21 protein-coding genes, 1 tRNA gene and 1 other annotated feature are annotated in these 22,363 nt (G+C 43.7%); of the genes, 20 read left to right on the top strand and 2 right to left on the bottom strand.

Going from position 1 to position 22,363, the window contains the following annotated elements:
* The first annotated feature begins 130 nt into the window (after positions 1 to 130).
* The 9 genes from AAGG74_RS01155 to AAGG74_RS01195 all read left to right on the top strand — a co-directional run bounded on the left by AAGG74_RS01155 (position 131) and on the right by AAGG74_RS01195 (position 5,814).
* The gene (locus AAGG74_RS01155; protein ID WP_429674304.1) at positions 131 to 574 is read left to right on the top strand and encodes an acyl-CoA thioesterase; all 444 of its coding nucleotides are present in this window, start codon (positions 131 to 133) and stop codon (positions 572 to 574) included.
* A gap of 115 nt (positions 575 to 689) precedes the next feature.
* Positions 690 to 914 (top strand): spore germination transcription factor GerE, encoded by a 225-nt coding sequence (gene gerE, locus AAGG74_RS01160; protein WP_003184172.1) that lies wholly within the window; start codon positions 690 to 692, stop codon positions 912 to 914.
* 244 nt (positions 915 to 1,158) lie between these two features.
* A complete protein-coding gene (locus tag AAGG74_RS01165) occupies positions 1,159 to 1,599 on the top strand; it encodes a MarR family winged helix-turn-helix transcriptional regulator (RefSeq protein WP_162102191.1) in 441 nt (146 codons plus the stop codon).
* A gap of 7 nt (positions 1,600 to 1,606) precedes the next feature.
* Positions 1,607 to 2,425, top strand: coding sequence for a glutamate racemase (gene racE / locus AAGG74_RS01170; protein ID WP_162102192.1), 819 nt, complete (start codon positions 1,607 to 1,609; stop codon positions 2,423 to 2,425).
* A 114-nt stretch (positions 2,426 to 2,539) separates the two neighbouring features.
* A complete protein-coding gene (gerM, locus tag AAGG74_RS01175) occupies positions 2,540 to 3,637 on the top strand; it encodes a spore germination protein GerM (RefSeq protein ID WP_162102193.1) in 1,098 nt (365 codons plus the stop codon).
* Positions 3,638 to 3,747: 110 nt separating this feature from the next.
* Positions 3,748 to 4,485 (top strand): ribonuclease PH, encoded by a 738-nt coding sequence (gene rph, locus AAGG74_RS01180; protein WP_162102194.1) that lies wholly within the window; start codon positions 3,748 to 3,750, stop codon positions 4,483 to 4,485.
* A 12-nt stretch (positions 4,486 to 4,497) separates the two neighbouring features.
* A complete protein-coding gene (locus tag AAGG74_RS01185) occupies positions 4,498 to 5,094 on the top strand; it encodes an XTP/dITP diphosphatase (RefSeq protein ID WP_429674305.1) in 597 nt (198 codons plus the stop codon).
* 14 nt (positions 5,095 to 5,108) lie between these two features.
* Entirely contained in the window at positions 5,109 to 5,618 is a 510-nt protein-coding gene (locus AAGG74_RS01190) for a YfcE family phosphodiesterase (RefSeq protein ID WP_162102196.1), read from the top strand.
* 122 nt (positions 5,619 to 5,740) lie between these two features.
* Positions 5,741 to 5,814: transfer RNA gene (locus AAGG74_RS01195), tRNA-Arg, on the top strand.
* Positions 5,815 to 5,878: 64 nt separating this feature from the next.
* On the opposite strand, the gene AAGG74_RS01200 is transcribed toward AAGG74_RS01195, so the two are convergent.
* Together AAGG74_RS01200 and AAGG74_RS01205 are read right to left on the bottom strand one after the other, a co-directional pair.
* Complete coding sequence (locus tag AAGG74_RS01200; RefSeq protein WP_429674306.1) at positions 5,879 to 6,703, bottom strand: YsnF/AvaK domain-containing protein; 825 nt, start codon at positions 6,701 to 6,703, stop codon at positions 5,879 to 5,881.
* Positions 6,704 to 7,049: 346 nt separating this feature from the next.
* On the bottom strand, positions 7,050 to 7,406 hold the full coding sequence (locus AAGG74_RS01205; protein WP_162102198.1) for a hypothetical protein: 357 nt from the start codon (positions 7,404 to 7,406) through the stop codon (positions 7,050 to 7,052).
* 447 nt (positions 7,407 to 7,853) lie between these two features.
* Positions 7,854 to 8,103 (top strand) — a binding site (T-box leader).
* 122 nt (positions 8,104 to 8,225) lie between these two features.
* On the opposite strand from AAGG74_RS01205, the gene ilvB reads away from it, so the two are divergent.
* From ilvB to lonB, 11 genes are all read left to right on the top strand, one after another.
* Positions 8,226 to 9,950 (top strand): acetolactate synthase large subunit, encoded by a 1,725-nt coding sequence (gene ilvB, locus AAGG74_RS01210; protein ID WP_429674308.1) that lies wholly within the window; start codon positions 8,226 to 8,228, stop codon positions 9,948 to 9,950.
* Positions 9,947 to 10,465 (top strand): acetolactate synthase small subunit, encoded by a 519-nt coding sequence (gene ilvN / locus AAGG74_RS01215; RefSeq protein WP_162102200.1) that lies wholly within the window; start codon positions 9,947 to 9,949, stop codon positions 10,463 to 10,465. The genes ilvB and ilvN overlap by 4 nt, the downstream gene beginning before the upstream one ends.
* Positions 10,466 to 10,488: 23 nt before the next feature.
* On the top strand, positions 10,489 to 11,517 hold the full coding sequence (gene ilvC / locus AAGG74_RS01220) for a ketol-acid reductoisomerase (RefSeq protein ID WP_162102201.1): 1,029 nt from the start codon (positions 10,489 to 10,491) through the stop codon (positions 11,515 to 11,517).
* Positions 11,504 to 13,060, top strand: a complete 1,557-nt coding sequence (locus AAGG74_RS01225) for a 2-isopropylmalate synthase (protein WP_429674309.1) — start codon at positions 11,504 to 11,506, stop codon at positions 13,058 to 13,060. The genes ilvC and AAGG74_RS01225 overlap by 14 nt, the downstream gene beginning before the upstream one ends.
* A 20-nt stretch (positions 13,061 to 13,080) precedes the next feature.
* Complete coding sequence (leuB, locus tag AAGG74_RS01230; protein ID WP_162102203.1) at positions 13,081 to 14,178, top strand: 3-isopropylmalate dehydrogenase; 1,098 nt, start codon at positions 13,081 to 13,083, stop codon at positions 14,176 to 14,178.
* A 50-nt stretch (positions 14,179 to 14,228) separates the two neighbouring features.
* Entirely contained in the window at positions 14,229 to 15,647 is a 1,419-nt protein-coding gene (leuC, locus tag AAGG74_RS01235; RefSeq protein WP_429674310.1) for a 3-isopropylmalate dehydratase large subunit, read from the top strand.
* 12 nt (positions 15,648 to 15,659) lie between these two features.
* Complete coding sequence (leuD, locus tag AAGG74_RS01240) at positions 15,660 to 16,259, top strand: 3-isopropylmalate dehydratase small subunit (RefSeq protein ID WP_162102205.1); 600 nt, start codon at positions 15,660 to 15,662, stop codon at positions 16,257 to 16,259.
* Positions 16,260 to 16,376: 117 nt separating this feature from the next.
* A complete protein-coding gene (gene ddcA / locus AAGG74_RS01245; RefSeq protein ID WP_429674311.1) occupies positions 16,377 to 17,381 on the top strand; it encodes a DNA damage checkpoint antagonist DdcA in 1,005 nt (334 codons plus the stop codon).
* 227 nt (positions 17,382 to 17,608) lie between these two features.
* Positions 17,609 to 18,883 (top strand): trigger factor, encoded by a 1,275-nt coding sequence (tig, locus tag AAGG74_RS01250; protein WP_162102207.1) that lies wholly within the window; start codon positions 17,609 to 17,611, stop codon positions 18,881 to 18,883.
* Positions 18,884 to 19,154: 271 nt separating this feature from the next.
* A complete protein-coding gene (clpX, locus tag AAGG74_RS01255; protein ID WP_225493679.1) occupies positions 19,155 to 20,417 on the top strand; it encodes an ATP-dependent protease ATP-binding subunit ClpX in 1,263 nt (420 codons plus the stop codon).
* A 154-nt stretch (positions 20,418 to 20,571) separates the two neighbouring features.
* Positions 20,572 to 22,230, top strand: coding sequence for an ATP-dependent protease LonB (gene lonB / locus AAGG74_RS01260; RefSeq protein ID WP_225493680.1), 1,659 nt, complete (start codon positions 20,572 to 20,574; stop codon positions 22,228 to 22,230).
* Positions 22,231 to 22,363: the final 133 nt, after the last annotated feature.

Below are 22,363 nucleotides of genomic sequence, written 5' to 3' on the forward strand. Positions count from 1 at the left end.
TGCAGCCGCCTTACTTTTCATCATTCGTGAGCCCGACGCGCAGGCCTGACAAAGTATGCGAGGGTATGTCGACACGCTGAAACCTCTTCCGCATGGGAGAGGTTTTTTAACAATAAGGAGATGAATAAAGATGAGGCTTCCCGCTTATATAGACATGCCGTTTCAAGACTGGCAAACGTCCTTCTCTTTTTTTAATGAAGTATCCGTTCGGTTTTCCGAGACAGACATGTTTGGGCATATGAATAATGTAATCCCTTTCATATATTTTGAAGAAGTGCGGATCTCCTATTTCCAAAAACTCAATATGATGAACAATAATAAACAGACTATGACGGTTGTGGCGAGCCAGCAATGCGATTATTTGAGGCAAGTCATGCCTTATGAAAAGCTGCGCATCTATGTGAAAACAAGCGCTGTCGGCAGCTCATCCCTTACCTTGCACTATCTCGGAGAAAACTGTAAAGGCGAGCCTTGCTTTACCGGGGCGGTTGTGATGGTCCAAGTCTCAAAGGATAGCGGCAAGGCTGTCAGCTGGACGGATGAGGAAAAAGATAAGCTTCTCCATACACCATAAACTAATTCTCTTGTATACGTCACCTCCAGTGCTCTTCTTACATATGATATCTCGACTATATCAAAACCCATTCGTTTCTGATTCGCTCTCACCTTAGCAAGGAGGGTTACAATACTTGAAGGAGAAAGAATTTCAATCGAAGCCGCTGCTAACGAAAAGAGAAAGAGAAGTGTTCGAATTGCTCGTTCAAGATAAGACAACAAAGGAGATTGCAAGCGAGCTATTTATCAGTGAGAAAACCGTTCGAAACCATATTTCAAATGCCATGCAGAAATTAGGTGTGAAAGGGCGTTCGCAAGCCGTTGTTGAGCTTCTTAGAATGGGTGAGTTAGAGCTTTAATCTTTGCCGGTATTCCTTCTTTTCAGGAAGGAGCCGGTTATTGCTGTTTATAACGCTTGAAACCATATTTGGAATGCTGTGCAAAACTTGGATAGCCAGGCAAAAAACAAAAGTTTCTATTATGATGTGTTTGGCCTAAAGTCCGCTATTTCTCTCCAGTGAGTCTTGCATTTTCTTCAAAAAAGAAGGAAAATAGACACGGAACGCTTTGTGCGTATGAGATCCTTGAGTGAGGGATGGACAAATGATATCAAAACCTTTGGAGCATGTTGCGGATATTGAAAAGTCACTCCGCCACATTGCCGCGATCATTAAACAAAAAGGACGAGAAATCCTTAACCAATATGCGATCACGCCGCCGCAATTTATCGGCCTGCAATGGCTTTATGAAGCAGGAGATATGACAATCGGCGAACTATCAGGCAAAATGTACTTGGCATGCAGCACAACGACGGACTTAATCGACCGCATGCAAAAAAATGAGCTTGTTGAAAGAGTCAAGGACCCTGCGGACAGGCGCGTTGTCCGGATACACCTTTTACCCGAAGGAGAACGGATTATCCAAGAGGTTATTACAAAAAGGCAGGAATATCTGCACAACATGTTCGAAACGTTTACAGATGAAGAAATAGCCATCTTCGAAAAATCATTGATGAAACTACAGCATGAAATGAAGAGAAAATGAGGCGATTTTGTTGGAACAACCAATAGGAGTCATTGATTCCGGGGTTGGCGGTTTAACCGTTGCAAAGGAAATCATGAGACAGCTACCGAAAGAAAATATTATCTACGTCGGGGATACAAAGCGGTGTCCGTACGGGCCGCGCCCTGAAGAAGAAGTTCTTCAATATACGTGGGAGCTGACGAATTATTTACTCGAAAACCATCACATCAAAATGCTCGTGATTGCCTGCAACACAGCAACAGCGATTGCGTTGGAAGAGATCCAGCGCAGCGTCAGCATCCCTGTTGTCGGAGTGATCCAGCCGGGTGCGAGAGCAGCGATAAAAGTGACGGAAAATCAGCATATCGGTGTCATTGGCACAGAGAATACGGTAAAAAGCAATGCATACGAAGAGGCGCTTTTGGCATTAAATCCTGATCTGAAGGTTGAGAACCTTGCCTGCCCGCTGCTTGTGCCTTTTGTGGAAAGCGGGAGATTTCTCGACAAAACAGCAGACGAGATTGTGAAAACATCGCTATATCCTTTAAAAGACACAGCGATTGATTCGCTGATTCTGGGCTGCACCCACTATCCCATTTTAAAAGAATCTATTCAGAGATATATGGGGAAACATGTAAACATTATTTCTTCCGGTGATGAAACAGCCCGGGAAGTCAGCACGATTCTTTCATACAAAGGGCTGCTTAACCAGTCTCCGATTGTTCCTGAGCATCAGTTCCTGACAACAGGAGCACGTGATCAGTTTGCGAAAATCGCAGATGACTGGTTTGGCCATGAGGTGGGCCGCGTGGAATGCATTTCACTGCAAGAACCGATTAGAAGATAGTTTTCTCCCGCAACGGCATGTTGCGGGTTTTTTCTGTTTGATGGGAATTCTTCGGTCTATTTCCTAATAAGGCTCGTATACATAATAGTACAAACAGCTTTAGGAGGGAAAAGTATGCTGAAAAAAGGACCTGCAGTCATTGGTGCCACTTGCCTCACCTCTGTCTTGCTTTTATCTGGATGCGGTTTGTTTCAATCTGATAAGGCAGCTGAGGAAATTGATCCGCCTCAAGACGTTACATACGTGAATGATGAAGCGGGGGCCAATTCAAATACAACAGCTGAAAAAACAGGAAGTGAAAAAAGTGATACCGCAAAAGCGGATCAAGCCTCATCCGCAGTCATGAGGGAGCTTTATCTTATTGATAAAAACGGGTATGTCGTTGCGCAAACGCTGCCCCTTCCGAAAAGTGAAGGCACTGCCAAGCAGGCGCTTGAATACCTTGTTCAAGGCGGACCTGTGTCAGAAATCCTTCCGAACGGCTTCAGAGCCGTATTGCCAGCCGACACAGCCGTTAACGTTGACATCAAAAAAGACGGGACTGCAATAGCTGACTTCTCTAATGAATTTAAAAATTATAAGAAGGAAGACGAACAGAAAATCGTTCAATCTGTGACATGGACGCTGACGCAATTCAGTTCGATAGACAAAGTGAAGCTGAGAATAAACGGCCATGAACTGAAGGAGATGCCTGTAGGCGGTACGCCGATCTCAGATGATTTAAGCCGTAAAGACGGGATTAACATGGAAACATCCGGCGTGAATGACCTCACTGCAACACATCCGCTCACTGTCTATTATTTGGCGGAAAACGAGAATAGTGAATACTACGTGCCGGTGACAAAACGAATTGACAATTCGGAAAAAGACGACATCACAGCAGCGATCAATGAACTGGCCAAAGGTCCAAGCAAGGTGAGCGGGCTGTTAACGGATTTCAGTGGAGATGTAAAGCTGGTCAGTAAACCAAAAATGAAAGACGGACGCGTAACGTTAGATTTCAATCAATCTATATTCGGCAGCGCCGATGAAAAGACGAAAATGATTTCTTCAGAAGTGCTGAACAGTATTGTGCTGACATTAACGGAGCAACCCGATATAAAAAGTGTCTCTGTTAAAGTGAACGGTAAATCAGAGCTCGTAAATGAAAAAGGCGAAAAGCTCACAAAACCAGTCTCCAGACCTTCTCAAGTGAATACGGGTAGTTTTTAAATTGAGATTTTTGGTATACTAGAAAGAAAGAGGTTAGCGTTCCGGCTGCCTCTTTCTTTATTCAATTCCGGGACAAAAATGGTTTATGTACATATAATCGGAGGTAAAACATGAGACATGACGGAAGACAACATGATGAGCTGCGTCCAATCACATTTGATTTGGATTTTATCAGCCATCCGGAAGGTTCTGTTCTAATAACAGCGGGAAACACAAAAGTAATTTGCAACGCGTCTGTTGAGGATCGCGTGCCGCCGTTTTTGCGGGGCGGAGGAAAAGGCTGGATTACAGCTGAATACAGTATGCTGCCGCGGGCAACAAACCAAAGAACAATCAGAGAATCTTCAAAAGGAAAAATTTCCGGCAGAACAATGGAGATTCAGCGCTTGATCGGCCGTGCGCTTCGGGCAGTTGTAGATTTAGAAAAGCTCGGGGAACGGACGATTTGGATTGACTGTGATGTCATTCAGGCTGATGGCGGAACAAGAACCGCTTCAATTACAGGTGCGTTTCTTGCGATGTCGATTGCGGTTGGCAAGCTGATGAAAGCGGGAACGATTAAGACAAATCCGATCACTGATTTTCTTGCTGCGATTTCTGTCGGAATTGATAAGGAACAGGGAATTTTGTTAGATTTAAATTATGAGGAAGATTCCTCCGCTGAAGTGGACATGAATGTCATTATGACTGGCAGCGGCCGCTTTGTAGAACTGCAGGGAACCGGGGAAGAGGCGACTTTTTCAAGGGAGGATCTGAACGGTCTTCTCGGACTTGCTGAAAAAGGCATTCAGGAACTGATTGACAAGCAAAAAGAAGTACTGGGTGATTCTCTGCCAGAACTGAAATAAAGACAGAAAGGCTTGATCATCATGAAAGAAGCAATTATTGCGACGCACAATCCGGGAAAAGTGAAGGAATTCAAAGAGATTCTTGAGCCGAAAGGTTATGATGTCAAATCGTTAGCTGAAATTGGCTTCACAGAAGAAATTGAAGAAACAGGCCATACGTTTGAAGAAAATGCAATTCTGAAAGCGGAAGCTGTTGCCAAAGCAGTGAACAAAATGGTGATTGCTGATGACTCCGGTCTGTCCGTCGATAATCTTGGCGGAAGACCCGGCGTTTATTCCGCACGTTATGCGGGAGAACAGAAAGACGACCAGGCAAATATCGATAAAGTGCTCAGCGAGCTGAAAGGGATAGAAAAAGAACAGCGCACCGCCCGTTTCCGCTGTGCGCTGGCTGTGAGTATCCCCGGCGAGGAAACAAAAACAGTCGAAGGTCATGTTGAAGGGTACATTGCTGAAGAACCGAGAGGAGAATACGGCTTTGGCTATGACCCGATCTTTATCGTGAAAGATAAAGATCAGACAATGGCTGAACTGACAAGTGATGAAAAAAATAAAATCAGCCATAGAGCTGACGCGCTTAAAAAGCTGTCTAAGCTTTTGGAGGCATAAGGGGGAGTTTATACATGAACGTGCTGATTATCAGTGACAGCCATGGGCTTGAAGAAGAACTCCAAACCATTTCGAAACGGCATGAAGCAGAAGTTGATCTCATGATTCATTGCGGAGACTCTGAGCTTAAATCAGGGCATCCGGTTTTGGAGCCTTATGAGGTTGTAAAAGGGAACTGTGATTTTGCAGGCGATTTTAAGGACGAGCTTCTTCTGACTGCCGGTTCAAAAACAATCTTGGTCACGCACGGTCACCTTCACGGTATAAAACAAACTTTGTTAAACGTATACTATCGTGCAGAGGAGCTCGGAGCGGATATCATTTGTTTCGGGCATTCGCACATCGCGGGAAGTGAAGTGCTGCGCGGAAAACTGCTGATTAATCCAGGCAGCATCCGGCTTCCGAGGGTGCGCAGGACAGAAAGCTATGCTATACTGACATTAGAAAATGATGTTGCGACAGTGCGTTTTTACGACCAAACAGGCCATGAAATTGAGGATCTGCAAAACCGAGTCACACTATGAAAATGTCATGGGGAAGAAAATTTTCTTCCTCATGAAAAAAATTCTAAAAAACCGTTGACTTATTGTTGAGTCCCATATATAATAAATCTTGTCGCTGATAGTTAAGGCGAAAAACAAAGCATGTCCCAGTAGCTCAGCAGGATAGAGCAACGGCCTTCTAAGCCGTCGGTCGGGAGTTCGAATCTCTCCTGGGACGTACCAAAAGAAAAACCTCAAATCCTTTAAGGATTTGAGGTTTTTTTGCTGTAGGATTATGACTTTTATTTATTATTTAACGGATCATCATCCAAGCCATCAGCTTTTCCTTCTTTATGCAGGCGGGGTTCTTCTTTTTTCACAGTTTCAGAAATATGCTCATTTTCTTCTACAGTTCGTTTTCCGACAACCACTTCATCAGTGACAACCGGTTTTTTCGTCACTTCCAGTTTCTCCTCAACGATTGGAACTCTGACCGTTTCTGAATCATTGACAGGAGAAGCGTCCGCTCTGTTTTCATCCACTGGGCGGCGTTCGACATAAATTTCATCATGTCTCACTGGGATGTCCATATCTCTTTGTTCTGTTTTTACTTCTTTTCCTATCTCTACTTCTCCAGTTTGAATATCTTCCTTATCGACTTTCAGCTGTTCTTCCCGCAACGGCATTGTTTTTTCTTCTTTCGCAGTATAATCCGTCGTTTCATTTGTGCTGGAAAAGCCGCCTGATAGGGCACTGCCGTTATCGATAGGAGCATTTACATCTGCATCTGTATCAACGGCTACAAGGAGTTTGCCGTCATCCAGATCCTCTTGATACTTGTCAATTTCTCCAGCCTTGATATCCAAATCTGATAATGTTTTGCTATGTTCTGCCGTATCATCCATTGTGAAATAATCTTTTAGTTTATCAATAAAAGATTCAGATCCACTTTCATGTGCATCGACGGCTTGATTGACTTCTGTTCCTGTTCGTGACTCAAGATAATCTGTATCTCGCCGGCTTGTCACAACAGAAATGTCGTCAGAATCATAACCTTTTGTTAATAAGCCTTCAATCGCTGCGATGGTTTCCTGCGGCGTTTCATATACACCAACTATATTTTTCATATCAATCTCCTCCTTTATCAATTTTGCATTTCATCGTTCATGTTTTTCTAATTCCCGTTGAACTTTGAAATAAACAAAATTGAAAACATCAGAGGAGTTTCAAAGCTATTGCGTGAGACAAAAAAGATAGATAAGATAGCGCCGCCTCTGTACTTTCTAGCCCCATAAAAATGTCTCACAGCTTCTTCGTCCTAAACACACTGTTTGAATTTTAACCCCTCATAGCTGCGTTTCCAGTCTCCTCCTCCAGAATGTGCAGGTTATCAGAACATATTTTACTTCGATAAATCCGTTCTTTTTCTAAATGGAAAAAAGAGCCGAAACAAAGTTTGGCTCTCGTGTCTTTTTAATATCTAAAGCCCCCATGTACCCCTGATGCTCCGCTGAAGCCGCCAGCATGCGTTGCTGGAATGCTGACACCGCCAGCGGACGTCGCTGGGATACTAAATCCGCCGCCATGGCCGACATAGCCGGCGCCGGCAAATTGCTGTCCGTAAAATCCTGAAGCATATGGAAAAGAGGAGTACATACTGCCGGCAGGGCTTAGCGGGCTGTATGCTTGGCTGTACGGCTGACTATATCCATACCCTCCGATTGGATGATGGCTTTGCTGGTAAAAGGCAGGGGCAGCCGGATAATATTGCGGCGGAAAACTGGGGAAACCTAGGGGGAATCCTTGCATGTCAGCTAATGATTTATTCATCGTATCACCTTTTTCTTTGCAAGATACCATCAATGTATGCTGCAGGATAACTGGAAGTGCCTATCCGAAATGAAATGATTTGCTAGGTGATATGTCATATTTCAATCTATATGCCGGCGCTAGTATGTTATAAAATATGACACATTTCTAGGAAATTAAAAAATTCTGGTGTATCTTTGATAGATTAATAAAAAAATTATAAAAACTTATAACATTTGCAATTCCTGATACACCAATGATGAAAGCGTATACAATATAGATTGATTAATCAAAATTGTCTAATAATTTTAAAAATGCTGTTGACACTAGGTCCAAAGCGGCGTAATATGAGTTCAACAAAAGATAAACGCAAGCTTCACAAGCGAAAAATAATCGCAATGTGATCTGAAAAATGTTTAAAATAATAACCTTCAGGAACAGCTGAAAAGCTGTTTCGGAGGCTGAATATGAAAAGCGCAGATGAGGATAAGTAGCCTTGATAAAGTTTCCCACAGAGAACCGGGTTAGCTGAGAACCGGCGAAGCTTTACAAGGTGAACTCGCCTCAGAGTGCCAGTCTGAAATCTTAGATAGTAGGACCTGGCCGGGTGAACTTGATTCACTCGTTATTAAAGCGGATAGAAATATCCATGAGACGGCCGATTATAGGCCGTAAACAAGGGTGGTACCGCGGAAAGAAGAGCCTTTTCGCCCCTTTTGGCTATCGCATTCAACTGCGCGGCTGATTGTGGGTGGAAGGGCTCTTTTTATTGAATAATCAGCTATCAAACGAATAAAAAGATGATCTTTAGAGGATGAAAATCCAAAAGGAGGAACTAAAATGGGGACTAATGTACAGGTGGATTCAGCATCTGCCAAATGTACACAGACAATGAGCGGAGCATTAATGCTGATTGAATCATTAAAGAAAGAAAAAGTAGAGATGATTTTCGGTTATCCGGGCGGGGCCGTGCTCCCGATTTACGATAAACTCTACAATTCAGGGATGGTACATATCCTTCCCCGTCACGAACAAGGTGCGATCCATGCTGCGGAAGGATACGCAAGAGTATCTGGAAAACCGGGTGTCGTGATCGCCACTTCAGGACCCGGAGCGACAAATCTTGTGACAGGGCTTGCCGATGCCATGATTGATTCATTGCCATTAGTCGTCTTTACTGGTCAGGTCGCAACATCTGTTATCGGCAGCGATGCATTTCAGGAAGCAGATATTTTAGGAATTACGATGCCGGTGACAAAACACAGCTATCAGGTTCGCAAGCCGGAAGATTTGCCGCGTATTATTAAAGAAGCGTTCCATATCGCAACAACTGGAAGACCCGGACCTGTATTGATTGATATTCCGAAAGATGTAGCAACAATTGAAGGGGAATTCAGCTACGATCATGAGATGGACCTCCCGGGATACCAGCCGACAACAGAGCCGAATTATTTGCAGATCCGCAAGCTTGTGGAAGCCGTAAGCAGCGCAAAGAAACCGGTGATCCTGGCGGGTGCGGGCGTACTGCACGGAAAAGCGTCAGAAGAATTAAAAAATTATGTTGAGCAGCAGCAAATCCCTGTGGCACACACCCTTTTAGGACTCGGAGGCTTCCCTGCTGACCACCCGCTTTTCCTGGGGATGGCGGGAATGCATGGCACTTATACAGCTAATATGGCTCTTCATGATTGTGATCTTTTAATCAGCATCGGTGCCCGGTTTGATGACCGCGTCACAGGAAACCTGAAGCACTTTGCCAGAAACGCAAAGATTGCCCACATCGATATTGATCCGGCTGAAATCGGAAAAATCATAAAAACGCAGATTCCTGTAGTCGGAGACAGTAAAACTGTCTTGCAGGAGCTGATCAAACAAGACGGCAAACAAAGCGATTCGAAGGAATGGAAAAAACAGCTCGCCGAGTGGAAAGAAGAGTATCCGCTCTGGTATGTAGATAATAAAGAAGAAGGCTTTAAACCTCAGAAATTGATTGAATATATTCATCAATTTACAAAAGGCGAGGCCATTGTTGCAACGGATGTCGGCCAGCATCAAATGTGGTCAGCGCAATTTTATCCATTCCGAAAAGCAGATAAATGGGTCACATCAGGCGGGCTTGGAACGATGGGATTTGGCCTTCCGGCAGCGATTGGCGCACAGCTGGCAGATAAAGATGCTACTGTTGTCGCAGTCGTCGGAGACGGCGGTTTTCAAATGACACTCCAAGAACTTGATGTCATCCGCGAATTGAACATTCCGGTTAAAGTCGTCATTTTAAATAACGCTTGTCTCGGGATGGTCAGACAGTGGCAGGAAATTTTCTATGAAGAACGCTATTCAGAATCTAAATTCGCTTCTCAGCCTGACTTTGTCAAATTGTCAGAAGCTTATGGCATTAAAGGCATCAGAATTTCTTCAGAAGCAGAAGCGAAAGAAAAGCTGGAAGAGGCACTAACATCAAAAGAACCAGTTGTCATTGACGTGCGGGTTGCCGGTGAAGAAAAAGTATTCCCGATGGTGGCTCCGGGAAAAGGATTGCATGAAATGGTGGGGGTGAAACCTTGAAAAGAATTATCACATTGACCGTGGTGAACCGTTCCGGCGTGCTGAACAGGATCACCGGTCTATTTACAAAAAGACATTACAACATTGAAAGCATTACAGTTGGACACACGGAGACAAACGGTGTCTCCAGAATCACCTTTGTCGTTCACGTTGAAGGAGAAAATGATGTTGAACAGCTGACAAAACAGCTTAACAAACAGATTGATGTGCTGAAAGTCACGGATATTACGAATCAATCGATTGTCCAGAGGGAGCTGGCCTTAATCAAGGTCGTATCCGCACCGTCAACGAGATCAGAGCTGAATGGAATCATAGAACCGTTCAGAGCCACTATCGTTGATGTCAGCAGAGACAGCATCGTTGTTCAGGTGACAGGCGAATCTAACAAAATTGAGGCGCTTATTGAATTGTTAAAACCTTATGGCATTAAAGAAATCGCGAGAACAGGTACAACGGCTTTTACGAGGGGAACCCAGCAAAAGCCGTCATTCAATAAAACAATATCTATTGTATAAAACATAACAAGGGAGAGATTGAAATGGTAAAAGTATATTATAACGGTGATATCAAAGAGAACGTATTGGCTGGAAAAACAGTAGCGGTTATCGGATACGGCTCACAGGGCCACGCACATGCATTGAACCTTAAAGAAAGCGGCGTTGACGTAATCGTTGGTGTTAGACAAGGAAAATCTTTCACTCAAGCCCAAGAAGACGGACATAAAGTATTTACAGTAAAAGAAGCGGCAGCGCAAGCTGAAATCATCATGGTTCTGCTTCCGGATGAACAGCAGCAAAAAGTTTACGAAGCTGAAATTAAAGATGAATTGACTGCTGGGAAATCATTAGTGTTCGCTCACGGTTTTAACGTTCATTTCCATCAAATTGTTCCGCCGGCTGATGTTGATGTATTTTTGGTAGCGCCTAAAGGGCCGGGACACTTAGTCAGAAGAACATATGAGCAAGGAGCTGGTGTGCCGGCATTGTTCGGAATCTATCAAGATGTGACTGGTGAAGCGAAAGACAAAGCCCTCGCGTATGCAAAAGGAATCGGCGGCGCTAGAGCGGGCGTTTTGGAAACGACATTTAAAGAAGAAACAGAAACAGATTTGTTCGGTGAGCAAGCAGTGCTTTGCGGAGGATTAACTGCGCTTGTCAAAGCAGGATTTGAAACATTAACTGAAGCGGGTTATCAGCCTGAACTTGCATACTTTGAGTGTCTTCACGAACTGAAATTAATCGTAGACCTTATGTACGAAGAAGGGCTTGCAGGCATGAGATATTCAATCTCTGACACAGCACAATGGGGAGATTTCGTATCAGGCCCTCGCGTTGTTGATGCTAAAGTAAAAGAGTCTATGAAAGAAGTGTTAAAAGATATCCAAAACGGTACATTCGCAAAAGAGTGGATCGTCGAAAACCAAGTAAACCGTCCTCGCTTCAACGCTATCAATACGAGCGAAAACGAACATCAAATTGAAGTTGTCGGAAGAAAGCTTCGTGAAATGATGCCGTTTGTGAAACAAGGCAAGAAGAAGGAAGCGGTGGTCTCCGTTGCGCAAAATTAATGTTTTCGATACGACGCTTCGTGATGGTGAACAGTCTCCTGGCGTGAATTTAAATACACAGGAGAAACTCGCCATAGCAAAGCAGCTCGAAAGACTCGGGGCAGATATCATTGAAGCGGGGTTTCCCGCTTCGTCCCGAGGTGACTTTTTAGCTGTCCAAGAGATTGCAAGAACCATTAAAAATTGTTCAGTAACCGGTCTTGCCCGCTGTGTAAAAGGTGATATTGATGCTGCTTGGGAAGCGTTAAAGGACGGTGCTTATCCGAGAATTCACGTGTTTATCGCCACATCGGACATTCATTTGAAACACAAGCTGAAAATGACGCGTGAGCAAGTGGTAGAAAGAGCGGTTGAAATGGTGAAATACGCAAAAGAGCGTTTTCCGGTTGTGCAATGGTCAGCTGAAGATGCCTGCCGCACTGAACTGGCGTTTTTGGCGGAAATCGTCGAGAAAGTCATTGACGCAGGCGCGAGTGTTATCAATCTCCCGGACACGGTCGGATATTTGGCTCCGGCGGAATACGGCAATATCTTTAAATATATGAAGGGAAACGTTCCGAACATTGAGCAAGCAAAGCTTTCGGCCCACTGTCATGATGATTTGGGAATGGCAGTCGCAAACTCACTTGCTGCGATTGAAAATGGTGCTGATCAAATTGAATGCGCTGTGAACGGAATCGGTGAAAGAGCCGGGAACGCAGCGTTAGAGGAAATTGCTGTTGCCCTTCATATCAGAAAAGATTTCTACCAAGCTGAAACAGGCATTACATTGAACGAGATTAAACGTACTAGCGATCTAGTAAGCAAGCTGTCAGGCATGGTTGTGCCGCGCAATAAAGCGGTAGTGGGTGATAATGCATTTGCTCATGAATCAGGTATCCATCAGGACGGCTTCTTAAAAGAAAAATCGACTTATGAAATTATTTCACCGGAGCTTGTCGGTGTGACGGCAGATGCGCTTGTTTTAGGCAAACATTCTGGACGCCACGCCTTTAAAGACCGGCTGACTGCTTTAGGATTCAAATTTGATAGTGAAGAGATTAATAAATTTTTTACGATGTTCAAAGAGTTGACTGAGAAGAAAAAAGAATTCACTGACGAGGATCTTGTTTCTCTTATTTTAGAAGAAAAAGTAACAGACTGCAAGATTGGGTATGAATTTCTTTCCCTGCAAGTGCATTACGGAACAAGTCAGGTTCCTACAGCTACACTTTCTTTGAAAAACCAAGAAAACGCAGAACTTATTCAGGAAGCAGCAACTGGAGCCGGGAGCGTGGAAGCGATCTACAACACGCTTGAACGCAGTATCGACAAAGACTTAGAGCTCTTGGACTACCGCATTCAGTCCAATAGAAAAGGCGAAGACGCATTTGCTCAGGTATATGTGAGAGTTTTGGTGAATGGAGAAGAATCAGCAGGGCGGGGCATAGCGCAAGATGTACTAGAAGCTTCAGCGAAAGCCTATTTGAACGCAGTCAACCGTCAGTTGGCTTTTCAGTCGAGTATGAGCGGATTTAAAAGCCATGCAGCTATCGGATCCTAAAAGAAAGGAGAACGGTTAACTTGAAAAAACGTATTGCTCTATTGCCTGGAGACGGGATCGGCCCTGAAGTATTAGAATCAGCGACAGACGTACTGAAAAGTGTTGCCGAACGCTTTAACCATGAATTTGAATTTGATTATGGCTTGATTGGAGGGGCGGCGATTGATGAACATAACAATCCCCTCCCGGAAGAAACGATTGCCGCTTGTAAAAATGCCGACGCTATATTGCTTGGCGCTGTCGGAGGCCCGAAGTGGGATCAAAATCCTTCTGAGCTGAGACCAGAAAAAGGGCTTCTTAGTATCAGAAAACAGCTTGATTTGTTTGCGAATTTACGGCCTGTAAAGGTGTTTGAAAGTCTTTCTGACGCCTCACCTTTAAAAAAAGAGTATATAGATCACGTTGATTTTGTCATTGTTCGTGAGCTGACAGGCGGCTTGTATTTCGGCCAGCCTAGCAAACGCTATGTAAATAATGAAGGTGAACAGGAAGCTATAGACACACTGTTTTACAAGCGGACGGAAATTGAACGTGTAATCAGAGAGGGCTTTAAAATGGCGGCGGCCAGAAAAGGCAAAGTGACCTCAGTTGATAAAGCGAACGTCCTTGAATCAAGCAGGCTATGGCGTGAGGTGGCTGAAGATGTTGCAAAAGACTTTCCTGAGGTGAAGCTGGAGCACATGCTTGTGGACAATGCGGCTATGCAGCTGATTTATGCGCCGAATCAATTTGATGTCGTGGTGACTGAAAACATGTTCGGCGATATTTTAAGCGATGAAGCATCCATGCTGACAGGTTCACTCGGAATGCTCCCGTCAGCCAGCCTGTCAAGCTCAGGTCTTCATTTGTTTGAGCCTGTTCACGGCTCTGCGCCTGACATAGCCGGTAAAGGAATGGCGAATCCGTTCGCAGCCATATTATCAGCGGCAATGCTTTTGAGAACATCTTTCGGGCTTGAAGAGGAAGCGAAAGCTGTAGAAGATGCGGTTAACAAAGTCCTAGCTTCCGGAAAAAGAACAAGAGACTTGGCACGAGGCGAAGAGTTCAGCAGCACTCAGGCCATTACAGAGGAAGTCAAGGCAGCAATCATGAGTGAAAATACAATTTCTAATGTGTGACAGCTTATGTTAAGCGGTCTTAGTTCACAGATAGAGGGAGGAAATAAAAGATGATGCCTCGAACAATCATCGAAAAGATTTGGGATCAGCATATCGTAAAACATGGTGAGGAAAAACCGGATCTTCTCTATATTGATTTGCATCTTATTCATGAGGTGACATCTCCTCAGGCATTTGAAGGGTTGAGACAAAAGGGAAGAAAGGTCAGAAGACCCCAAAACACATTTGCGACAATGGACCACAACATTCCGACCGTCAATCGTTTTGAGATCAAGGATGAAGTCGCGAAACGCCAAGTGACGGCGCTTGAACGAAACTGTGAAGAATTTGGCGTGCGCCTTGCTGATCTTCACAGCGTGGATCAAGGGATTGTCCATGTCGTCGGTCCTGAACTGGGCTTAACACTGCCGGGGAAAACAATTGTATGCGGTGACAGCCATACATCGACCCATGGAGCATTCGGCGCTCTTGCATTCGGAATCGGAACGAGTGAAGTTGAACATGTCCTTTCCACACAGACACTTTGGCAGCAGCGTCCGAAGACACTTGAAGTGCGTGTAGACGGAACGCTTCAAAAAGGGGTAACGGCAAAGGATGTCATTCTTGCTGTCATCGGCAAATACGGTGTGAAATTCGGCACTGGCTACGTCATTGAATATACTGGGGAAGTATTCAGAAATATGACGATGGATGAACGAATGACTGTATGCAATATGTCAATCGAAGCAGGGGCAAGAGCCGGTTTGATTGCACCTGATGAGGTGACGTTTGAATACTGTAAAAACCGCAAGTATACGCCAAAGGGTAAGGAATTTGACAAAGCTGTAGAGGAATGGAAGGCGCTGCGTACAGATCCGGGAGCAGTTTATGATAAATCTATTGTCCTTGATGGCAACGACATTTCTCCTATGGTGACGTGGGGCATCAACCCGGGAATGGTTCTTCCTGTGGATTCAGAAGTCCCTGCGCCGGAAAGCTTTTCCGCAGAAGATGACAAAAAAGAAGCGGTTCGCGCTTATGAATATATGGGACTGACCCCTCATCAAAAAATTGAAGACATCAAAGTCGAGCACGTATTTATCGGCTCCTGCACAAATTCACGCATGACTGACCTTCGCCAAGCTGCTGATATGATCAAAGGGAAAAAGGTAGCTGGCAGCGTAAGAGCCATCGTCGTTCCAGGATCTCAAAGCGTGAAGCTTCAGGCTGAACAGGAAGGGCTTGACCAAATTTTCTTGGAAGCTGGATTTGAATGGAGAGAGTCAGGCTGCAGCATGTGTTTGAGCATGAATAATGATGTTGTTCCTGAAGGAGAGCGCTGTGCGTCAACCTCTAACCGCAACTTCGAGGGCAGGCAAGGAAAAGGTGCAAGAACACATCTCGTCAGCCCGGCAATGGCTGCAATGGCTGCCATTCACGGACACTTCATTGACGTCAGAAAGTTTTATCAAGAAAAAACAGTTGTATAAGGAGTGCGCGAGATGGAACCTTTGAAAACACATACAGGAAAAGCAGCCGTGTTGAATCGAATCAATGTTGACACAGATCAAATTATTCCAAAACAATTTTTGAAGAGGATTGAAAGAACAGGCTACGGCCGCTTTGCATTCTTTGATTGGAGATATGATGAGAAAGGCGAGGCGAACCCTGAATTTGAATTAAACCAGCCTGCTTATCAAGGTGCATCCATTTTAATTGCAGGAGAAAACTTCGGCTGCGGCTCATCGCGTGAGCATGCCCCGTGGGCGCTTGATGATTACGGATTTAAAATTATCATTGCGCCGTCATTTGCTGATATTTTCCACCAGAACTGCTTTAAAAACGGTATGCTGCCAATCCGCATGCCATATGACAATTGGAAAAAACTTGTCGGCCAATATGAAAACCAGTCATCGCAAATGACAGTTGACCTTGAAAAACAGCTCATTCATGACAGTGAAGGCAATCACATTTCATTCGAAGTCGATCCGCATTGGAAAGAGATGCTGATCAACGGTTATGATGAAATTTCTTTAACACTTTTGCTTGAGGATGAAATCAAGCAATTTGAATCACAAAGAAGTTCATGGCTTCAAGCCTGAGAAAGCTGCCGCATTTGTTCGGCGGCTTTTTTCGCCTGGAGAAACCTTTCATTTCTTGTGTTTGTTCACAGGTGTTGATACACTTGAACAAAATAAATGCCTGAAAGGAATATAGGTATGACGCATGACAAGAAGAACGCAAAAATTATTCCTTTTCCTCATCTAAAAGATCGTCTTGTGGAAAAAGGGATGTCATCACTAAAGGATAAAAAGTATCAAGAAGCACTTGAACTCTTTTCAGAAGCAATGAAATATGATGATACTGAATCCGATCTTCACTTAGGGATGGCCATCTGCTTTTTAGAGCTGGGCGAATTAGAAGAAGCAAAAAGCGTGTGCGAAAAGATGTTAAGAGAAGGCTATGGCCATTATTTTACGGTTTTGCAGGTGTACATGACCATCTTAATTCAGCTCAAAAAATACGAAGAAGTCAAAAGCACCATTGAAGCCGTTTTGGAAGAAAATCAGCTCCCGGCAGAAAGTGCCGAGCAATTTTATAAGCTGCTTGATTTCAGCCGGAAAATGGCCGATCCGGAACGTGAGGACGAGGCGTGGGCAGAGGAATATGAGGATACAATTGATACTGAAAAAGTGCTGGCAAGCCCTGAGGAGCAAATGAATCTCATTCATTCCTTAAAAGATCGCAATGTAGCGAAGTATACAGGCCTGCTCAAAACAATTCTGCAAGACCCCTCAGCTCATCCGATTATTAAAACGATGATTGTGATGTTATTGGCTGAGCACGAGTACAGCAAACCTGTGCACATTACTAAATTTGGCGAATCGTTGACAATTGAACCATCTGAGATCGTTCCGCCTGATGCCGCTCCGGTTTTACATCGTGTTTTAAGGGTGCTGGATGAGACGCTTGGAAATGAAAACCCAACCTTATATGCGGCAGTGGAAGAATTGTGGAGAAGACATTTGTACGTTTTATATCCGTTCCAGCCAAAATTGCTGTCGGCCGATCTCTGGGCGGCTGCCCTTCATAAAGTCGGTTACGAGATGCACGGGATTGAAATTGAAAAAGAAGAACTTCATATGATGTATGAGTTTATTGACAAAGAACTCGATGAAGCGTGCACAATGATTAAAGATCTTGAAGAAATTTCTTATTTGTAAATCGCGCCATATAGTTGAAAGCGCTATGTGTTATGTTATAATATAATGGTTGTATTTGTGTATAACGGGTTATAAGAAATACGGTTGGACAGGCTTTGCAGTTCATTATTAACATCTATACATAATGATTCTGATCTTTGGCAGCTTTGATTTTGTTGGACGAAGCCGAATGATTGCTTTAGAATGGAAGACCGACACAACCTGAATAGATTTTTGGAGGGAAACACATGTCTGTAAAATGGGAAAAACAAGAAGGCAACGAAGGCGTTTTAACGGTTGAAGTTGATGCTGAAACGTTTAAAACAGCACTTGATGATGCGTTTAAAAAAGTAGTAAAACAAGTTTCAATTCCTGGATTCCGTAAAGGTAAAATTCCACGCGGATTATTCGAACAGCGCTTTGGCGTAGAAGCTCTTTACCAAGATGCTTTGGATATTCTTCTTCCTGTAGAATACCCTAAAGCGATTGAAGAAGCTGGAATCGAGCCGGTAGACCGTCCTGAAATTGATGTTGAAAAAATCGAAAAAGGCGAAAGCTTAATCTTCACTGCGAAAGTAACAGTAAAACCTGAAGTGAAGCTTGGCGACTACAAAGGCTTAGGCATTGAAAAAGACGACACGGCTGTAACTGACGAAGATGTTCAAAACGAACTAAAAGCACTTCAAGAGCGTCAAGCTGAGCTTGTTGTAAAAGAAGAAGGCGCTGTTGAAGAAGGAAACACAGTTGTTCTTGATTTCGAAGGATTCGTTGACGGCGAAGCATTCGAAGGCGGAAAAGCTGAAAACTACTCTCTAGAAGTAGGTTCTGGTTCATTCATCCCTGGCTTCGAAGAGCAGTTAGTGGGTCTTGAAGCGGGCGCTGAGAAGGATGTTGAAGTGACATTCCCTGAAGAGTACCACGCTGAAGATCTTGCAGGCAAACCAGCTGTCTTCAAAGTGAAAATTCACGAAATCAAAGCGAAAGAGCTTCCTGAGCTTGACGATGAATTCGCAAAAGATATCGATGAAGAAGTGGAAACACTTGCTGAACTAACTGAAAAAACAAAGAAACGTTTAGAAGAAGCAAAAGAAAACGAAGCTGACGCTAAATTGCGTGAAGAGCTTGTTCTGAAAGCATCTGAAAATGCTGAAATGGATGTGCCGCAAGCAATGGTTGACACTGAGCTTGACCGTATGCTGAAAGAATTCGAACAGCGACTGCAAATGCAAGGTATGAACCTTGAGCTTTACACTCAATTCTCAGGCCAAGATGAAGCTGCGTTAAAAGAGCAAATGAAAGAAGATGCTGAAAAACGCGTTAAATCTAACCTGACTCTTGAAGCAATTGCGAAAGCGGAAAACCTTGAAGTATCAGATGAGGAAGTTGAAGCTGAGCTTACTAAAATGGCTGAAGCATACAACATGCCTGTTGAAAATATTAAACAAGCCATCGGTTCAGCTGACGCGATGAAAGAAGATTTAAAAGTTCGCAAAGCAATTGATTTTCTTGTTGAAAACCGTTAATATGGTGCATAATAATAGTAATAATAAAACAGGGCGCGAATCATTCGTGCCTTGTTTTGTACAATTATGAGTTATCTCTTTTTCTTGGGGTAAGATAGTTAATGCAGAACTGTTTTTTCTCATACATATAGAATGTGCAAGTCAGAAACACATTGTTACCGTCTTTTTGGAAAGTATGGTAAAATGCAATACATACTCGTTCGTTTCAAGAATCATTTTCTTTTGCTCTGGTGGTAAAAGAAAAAGTGAGACAAGATTAAGGGGTGAAAGAATGTTTAAATTTAACGAGGAAAAAGGACAATTAAAATGCTCGTTCTGCGGAAAAACACAAGATCAGGTTCGTAAGCTTGTAGCTGGACCTGGTGTATATATATGTGACGAATGTATCGAACTCTGCACTGAAATTGTAGAGGAAGAACTCGGAACAGAGGAAGAAGTAGAATTTAAAGACGTACCAAAGCCTCAGGAAATCCGCGAAATTCTGAATGAATATGTCATCGGACAGGATCAAGCGAAGAAATCACTTGCTGTTGCTGTGTATAACCACTATAAGCGCATTAACTCCAACAGCAAAGTTGATGATGTTGAGCTTTCGAAAAGTAATATTTCATTAATCGGCCCGACAGGAAGCGGTAAAACCCTTCTGGCGCAAACATTGGCTCGTATTTTAAATGTACCGTTTGCGATTGCGGACGCTACGTCTTTGACTGAGGCTGGATACGTGGGTGAAGATGTTGAGAACATTCTCTTGAAGCTCATCCAAGCTGCTGATTATGATGTGGAAAAAGCAGAAAAAGGCATTATCTATATCGATGAAATCGATAAAGTGGCAAGAAAGTCAGAAAACCCGTCTATTACACGTGACGTGTCAGGTGAAGGTGTGCAGCAGGCATTGCTTAAAATTCTTGAGGGCACAGTGGCAAGCGTGCCGCCTCAAGGAGGACGTAAGCATCCTCATCAAGAATTCATTCAAATTGACACAACAAATATTTTGTTCATTTGCGGCGGTGCTTTCGATGGTATCGAACAAATCATCAAACGCCGTTTAGGGCAAAAAGTGATCGGGTTCGGCGGAGACAATAAAGCTGCGGATCTTGAGAAGGAAGACCTTCTTCAAAAAGTGCTTCCTGAAGATTTGCTCCGCTTTGGGTTAATTCCTGAATTTATCGGGCGTCTTCCGGTTATTGCAAGCCTTGAAAAGCTCGATGAAGAAGCGTTGGTTGCGATTTTAACAAAACCGAAAAACGCTCTTGTTAAGCAATTCAAGAAAATGCTTGAGCTTGATAATGTAGAGCTTGAGTTTGAAGAAGAAGCGCTCTCTGAAATTGCTAAAAAAGCGATCGAACGCAAAACGGGAGCCCGTGGACTTCGTTCTATCATTGAAGGTATCATGCTTGAAGTGATGTTTGAGCTGCCTTCTCGTGATGACATTGAAAAATGTGTGATCACCGGGGCAACAGTGACAAGTGGAGAATCTCCTCGCCTCTTATTAAAAGACGGCACTGAGGTAAACCAAGATAAAACATCTGCATAAAGATAAGCAAAAAACCTCCTGAATGGTGACATTCAGGAGGTTTTTTTGTCATGCAATCTCTTCTGAAAAAACGTTTATTCCATGCTTCTATGGGAGATACTAGCAACCAGAGGAATGAATTGGATACATAAATTGTTTTTCAGGAGGGACCATCATGAGTTGGACAGGGATCGCGTTATTTATTCAGCTGTTTTTTGGGATCATTATTGGTTTGTATTTTTGGAATTTACTTAAAAACCAAAGGACACAAAAGGTCACGATAGATAAGGAATCAAAGAAGGAAATGGAGCAGCTGCGAAAAATGCGCGCTATCAGCTTGTCTGAGCCATTATCCGAAAAAGTCCGCCCTAAAAGCTTTCAAGATATCGTCGGACAGGAAGACGGCATCAAAGCATTAAAGGCCGCTTTGTGCGGACCGAATCCTCAGCATGTCATTGTCTATGGACCTCCCGGAGTTGGGAAAACAGCTGCTGCACGGCTGGTGTTAGAAGAAGCGAAAAAGCATAATCAATCGCCTTTTAAAGAGCAGGCTGTTTTTGTGGAACTCGATGCGACAACAGCGCGTTTTGATGAAAGGGGAATTGCTGATCCGCTCATCGGCTCTGTCCATGATCCGATATACCAAGGAGCAGGAGCGATGGGACAGGCGGGGATTCCGCAGCCAAAGCAGGGAGCTGTAACTCATGCCCATGGCGGTGTGCTGTTTATTGATGAAATAGGGGAATTGCATCCGATTCAAATGAATAAAATGCTGAAGGTCCTTGAGGACAGAAAAGTCTTTTTAGACAGTGCGTATTACAGCGAGGAAAACACACAAATCCCGAATCATATTCACGATATTTTTCAAAATGGACTGCCGGCTGATTTTCGGCTGATTGGTGCGACGACAAGAATGCCGAATGAAATTCCGCCAGCTATCCGATCTCGCTGTTTAGAAGTGTTTTTTCGCGAGCTTGAAAAGGATGAACTAAAAACAGTTGCCAAAACAGCAGCTGATAAAATTGAAAAAAACATTTCTGTTGAGGGTCTCGATCTGCTGACAAGCTATACACGTAACGGTCGCGAAGCTGTTAATATGATTCAAATCGCCGCGGGGATGGCGGTAACGGAGAATCGGAAAGACATTACAATTGAAGATATTGAATGGGTCATTCATTCCAGTCAGCTTACGCCGAAGCACGAGCAAAAAATCGGAGCCGAACCGCAAGTCGGCATTGTAAATGGCCTTGCAGTATATGGACCTAACAGCGGCTCGCTTCTGGAAATCGAAGTGAGTGTAACCGCGGCTCAGGATAAAGGATCCATTAATATCACAGGAATAGCTGAAGAAGAAAGCATCGGCAGTCAATCAAAATCCATACGGCGCAAAAGCATGGCGAAAGGTTCGGTTGAAAATGTGCTAACGGTGCTCCGGACAATGGGAATAAAGCCGTCTGATTATGATATTCATATTAATTTCCCAGGAGGAATTCCGATTGACGGGCCGTCGGCAGGTATTGCAATGGCGACAGGAATTTTTTCGGCGATTCACAAAATCCCAATTGACAATACCGTTGCCATGACGGGCGAAATCAGCCTGAACGGTCTTGTGAAACCCATTGGAGGCGTCATTCCAAAAATAAAAGCGGCCAAGCAGTCTGGTGCGAAAAAAGTGATTATCCCATATGAAAATCAGCAGGCGATCTTAAAACAGATTGACGGAATTACAATTATGGCAGTGAAAACATTCCAGGAAGTGCTGGATGAAATTTTAGTGAATCCGCCAACGGAACAAAAACCGTTTCCTATTGAAATCAACAAAGAATCCGTTTAACCCTATTTTAAAATAGGGTTTTTTTTATGAAGGACATCTTTTCCTTTTTCATATCAAAAAGAAAGGGTATACTACGAGGAGACTGTTTTATAGAAAATGTAACCATGCCGTTTATTGTACAAGGATGAAAAAG

It is taken from the genome of Bacillus mexicanus, from assembly GCF_050445615.1.
GTDB classification, from domain to species: Bacteria; Bacillota; Bacilli; order Bacillales; family Bacillaceae; genus Bacillus; species Bacillus mexicanus.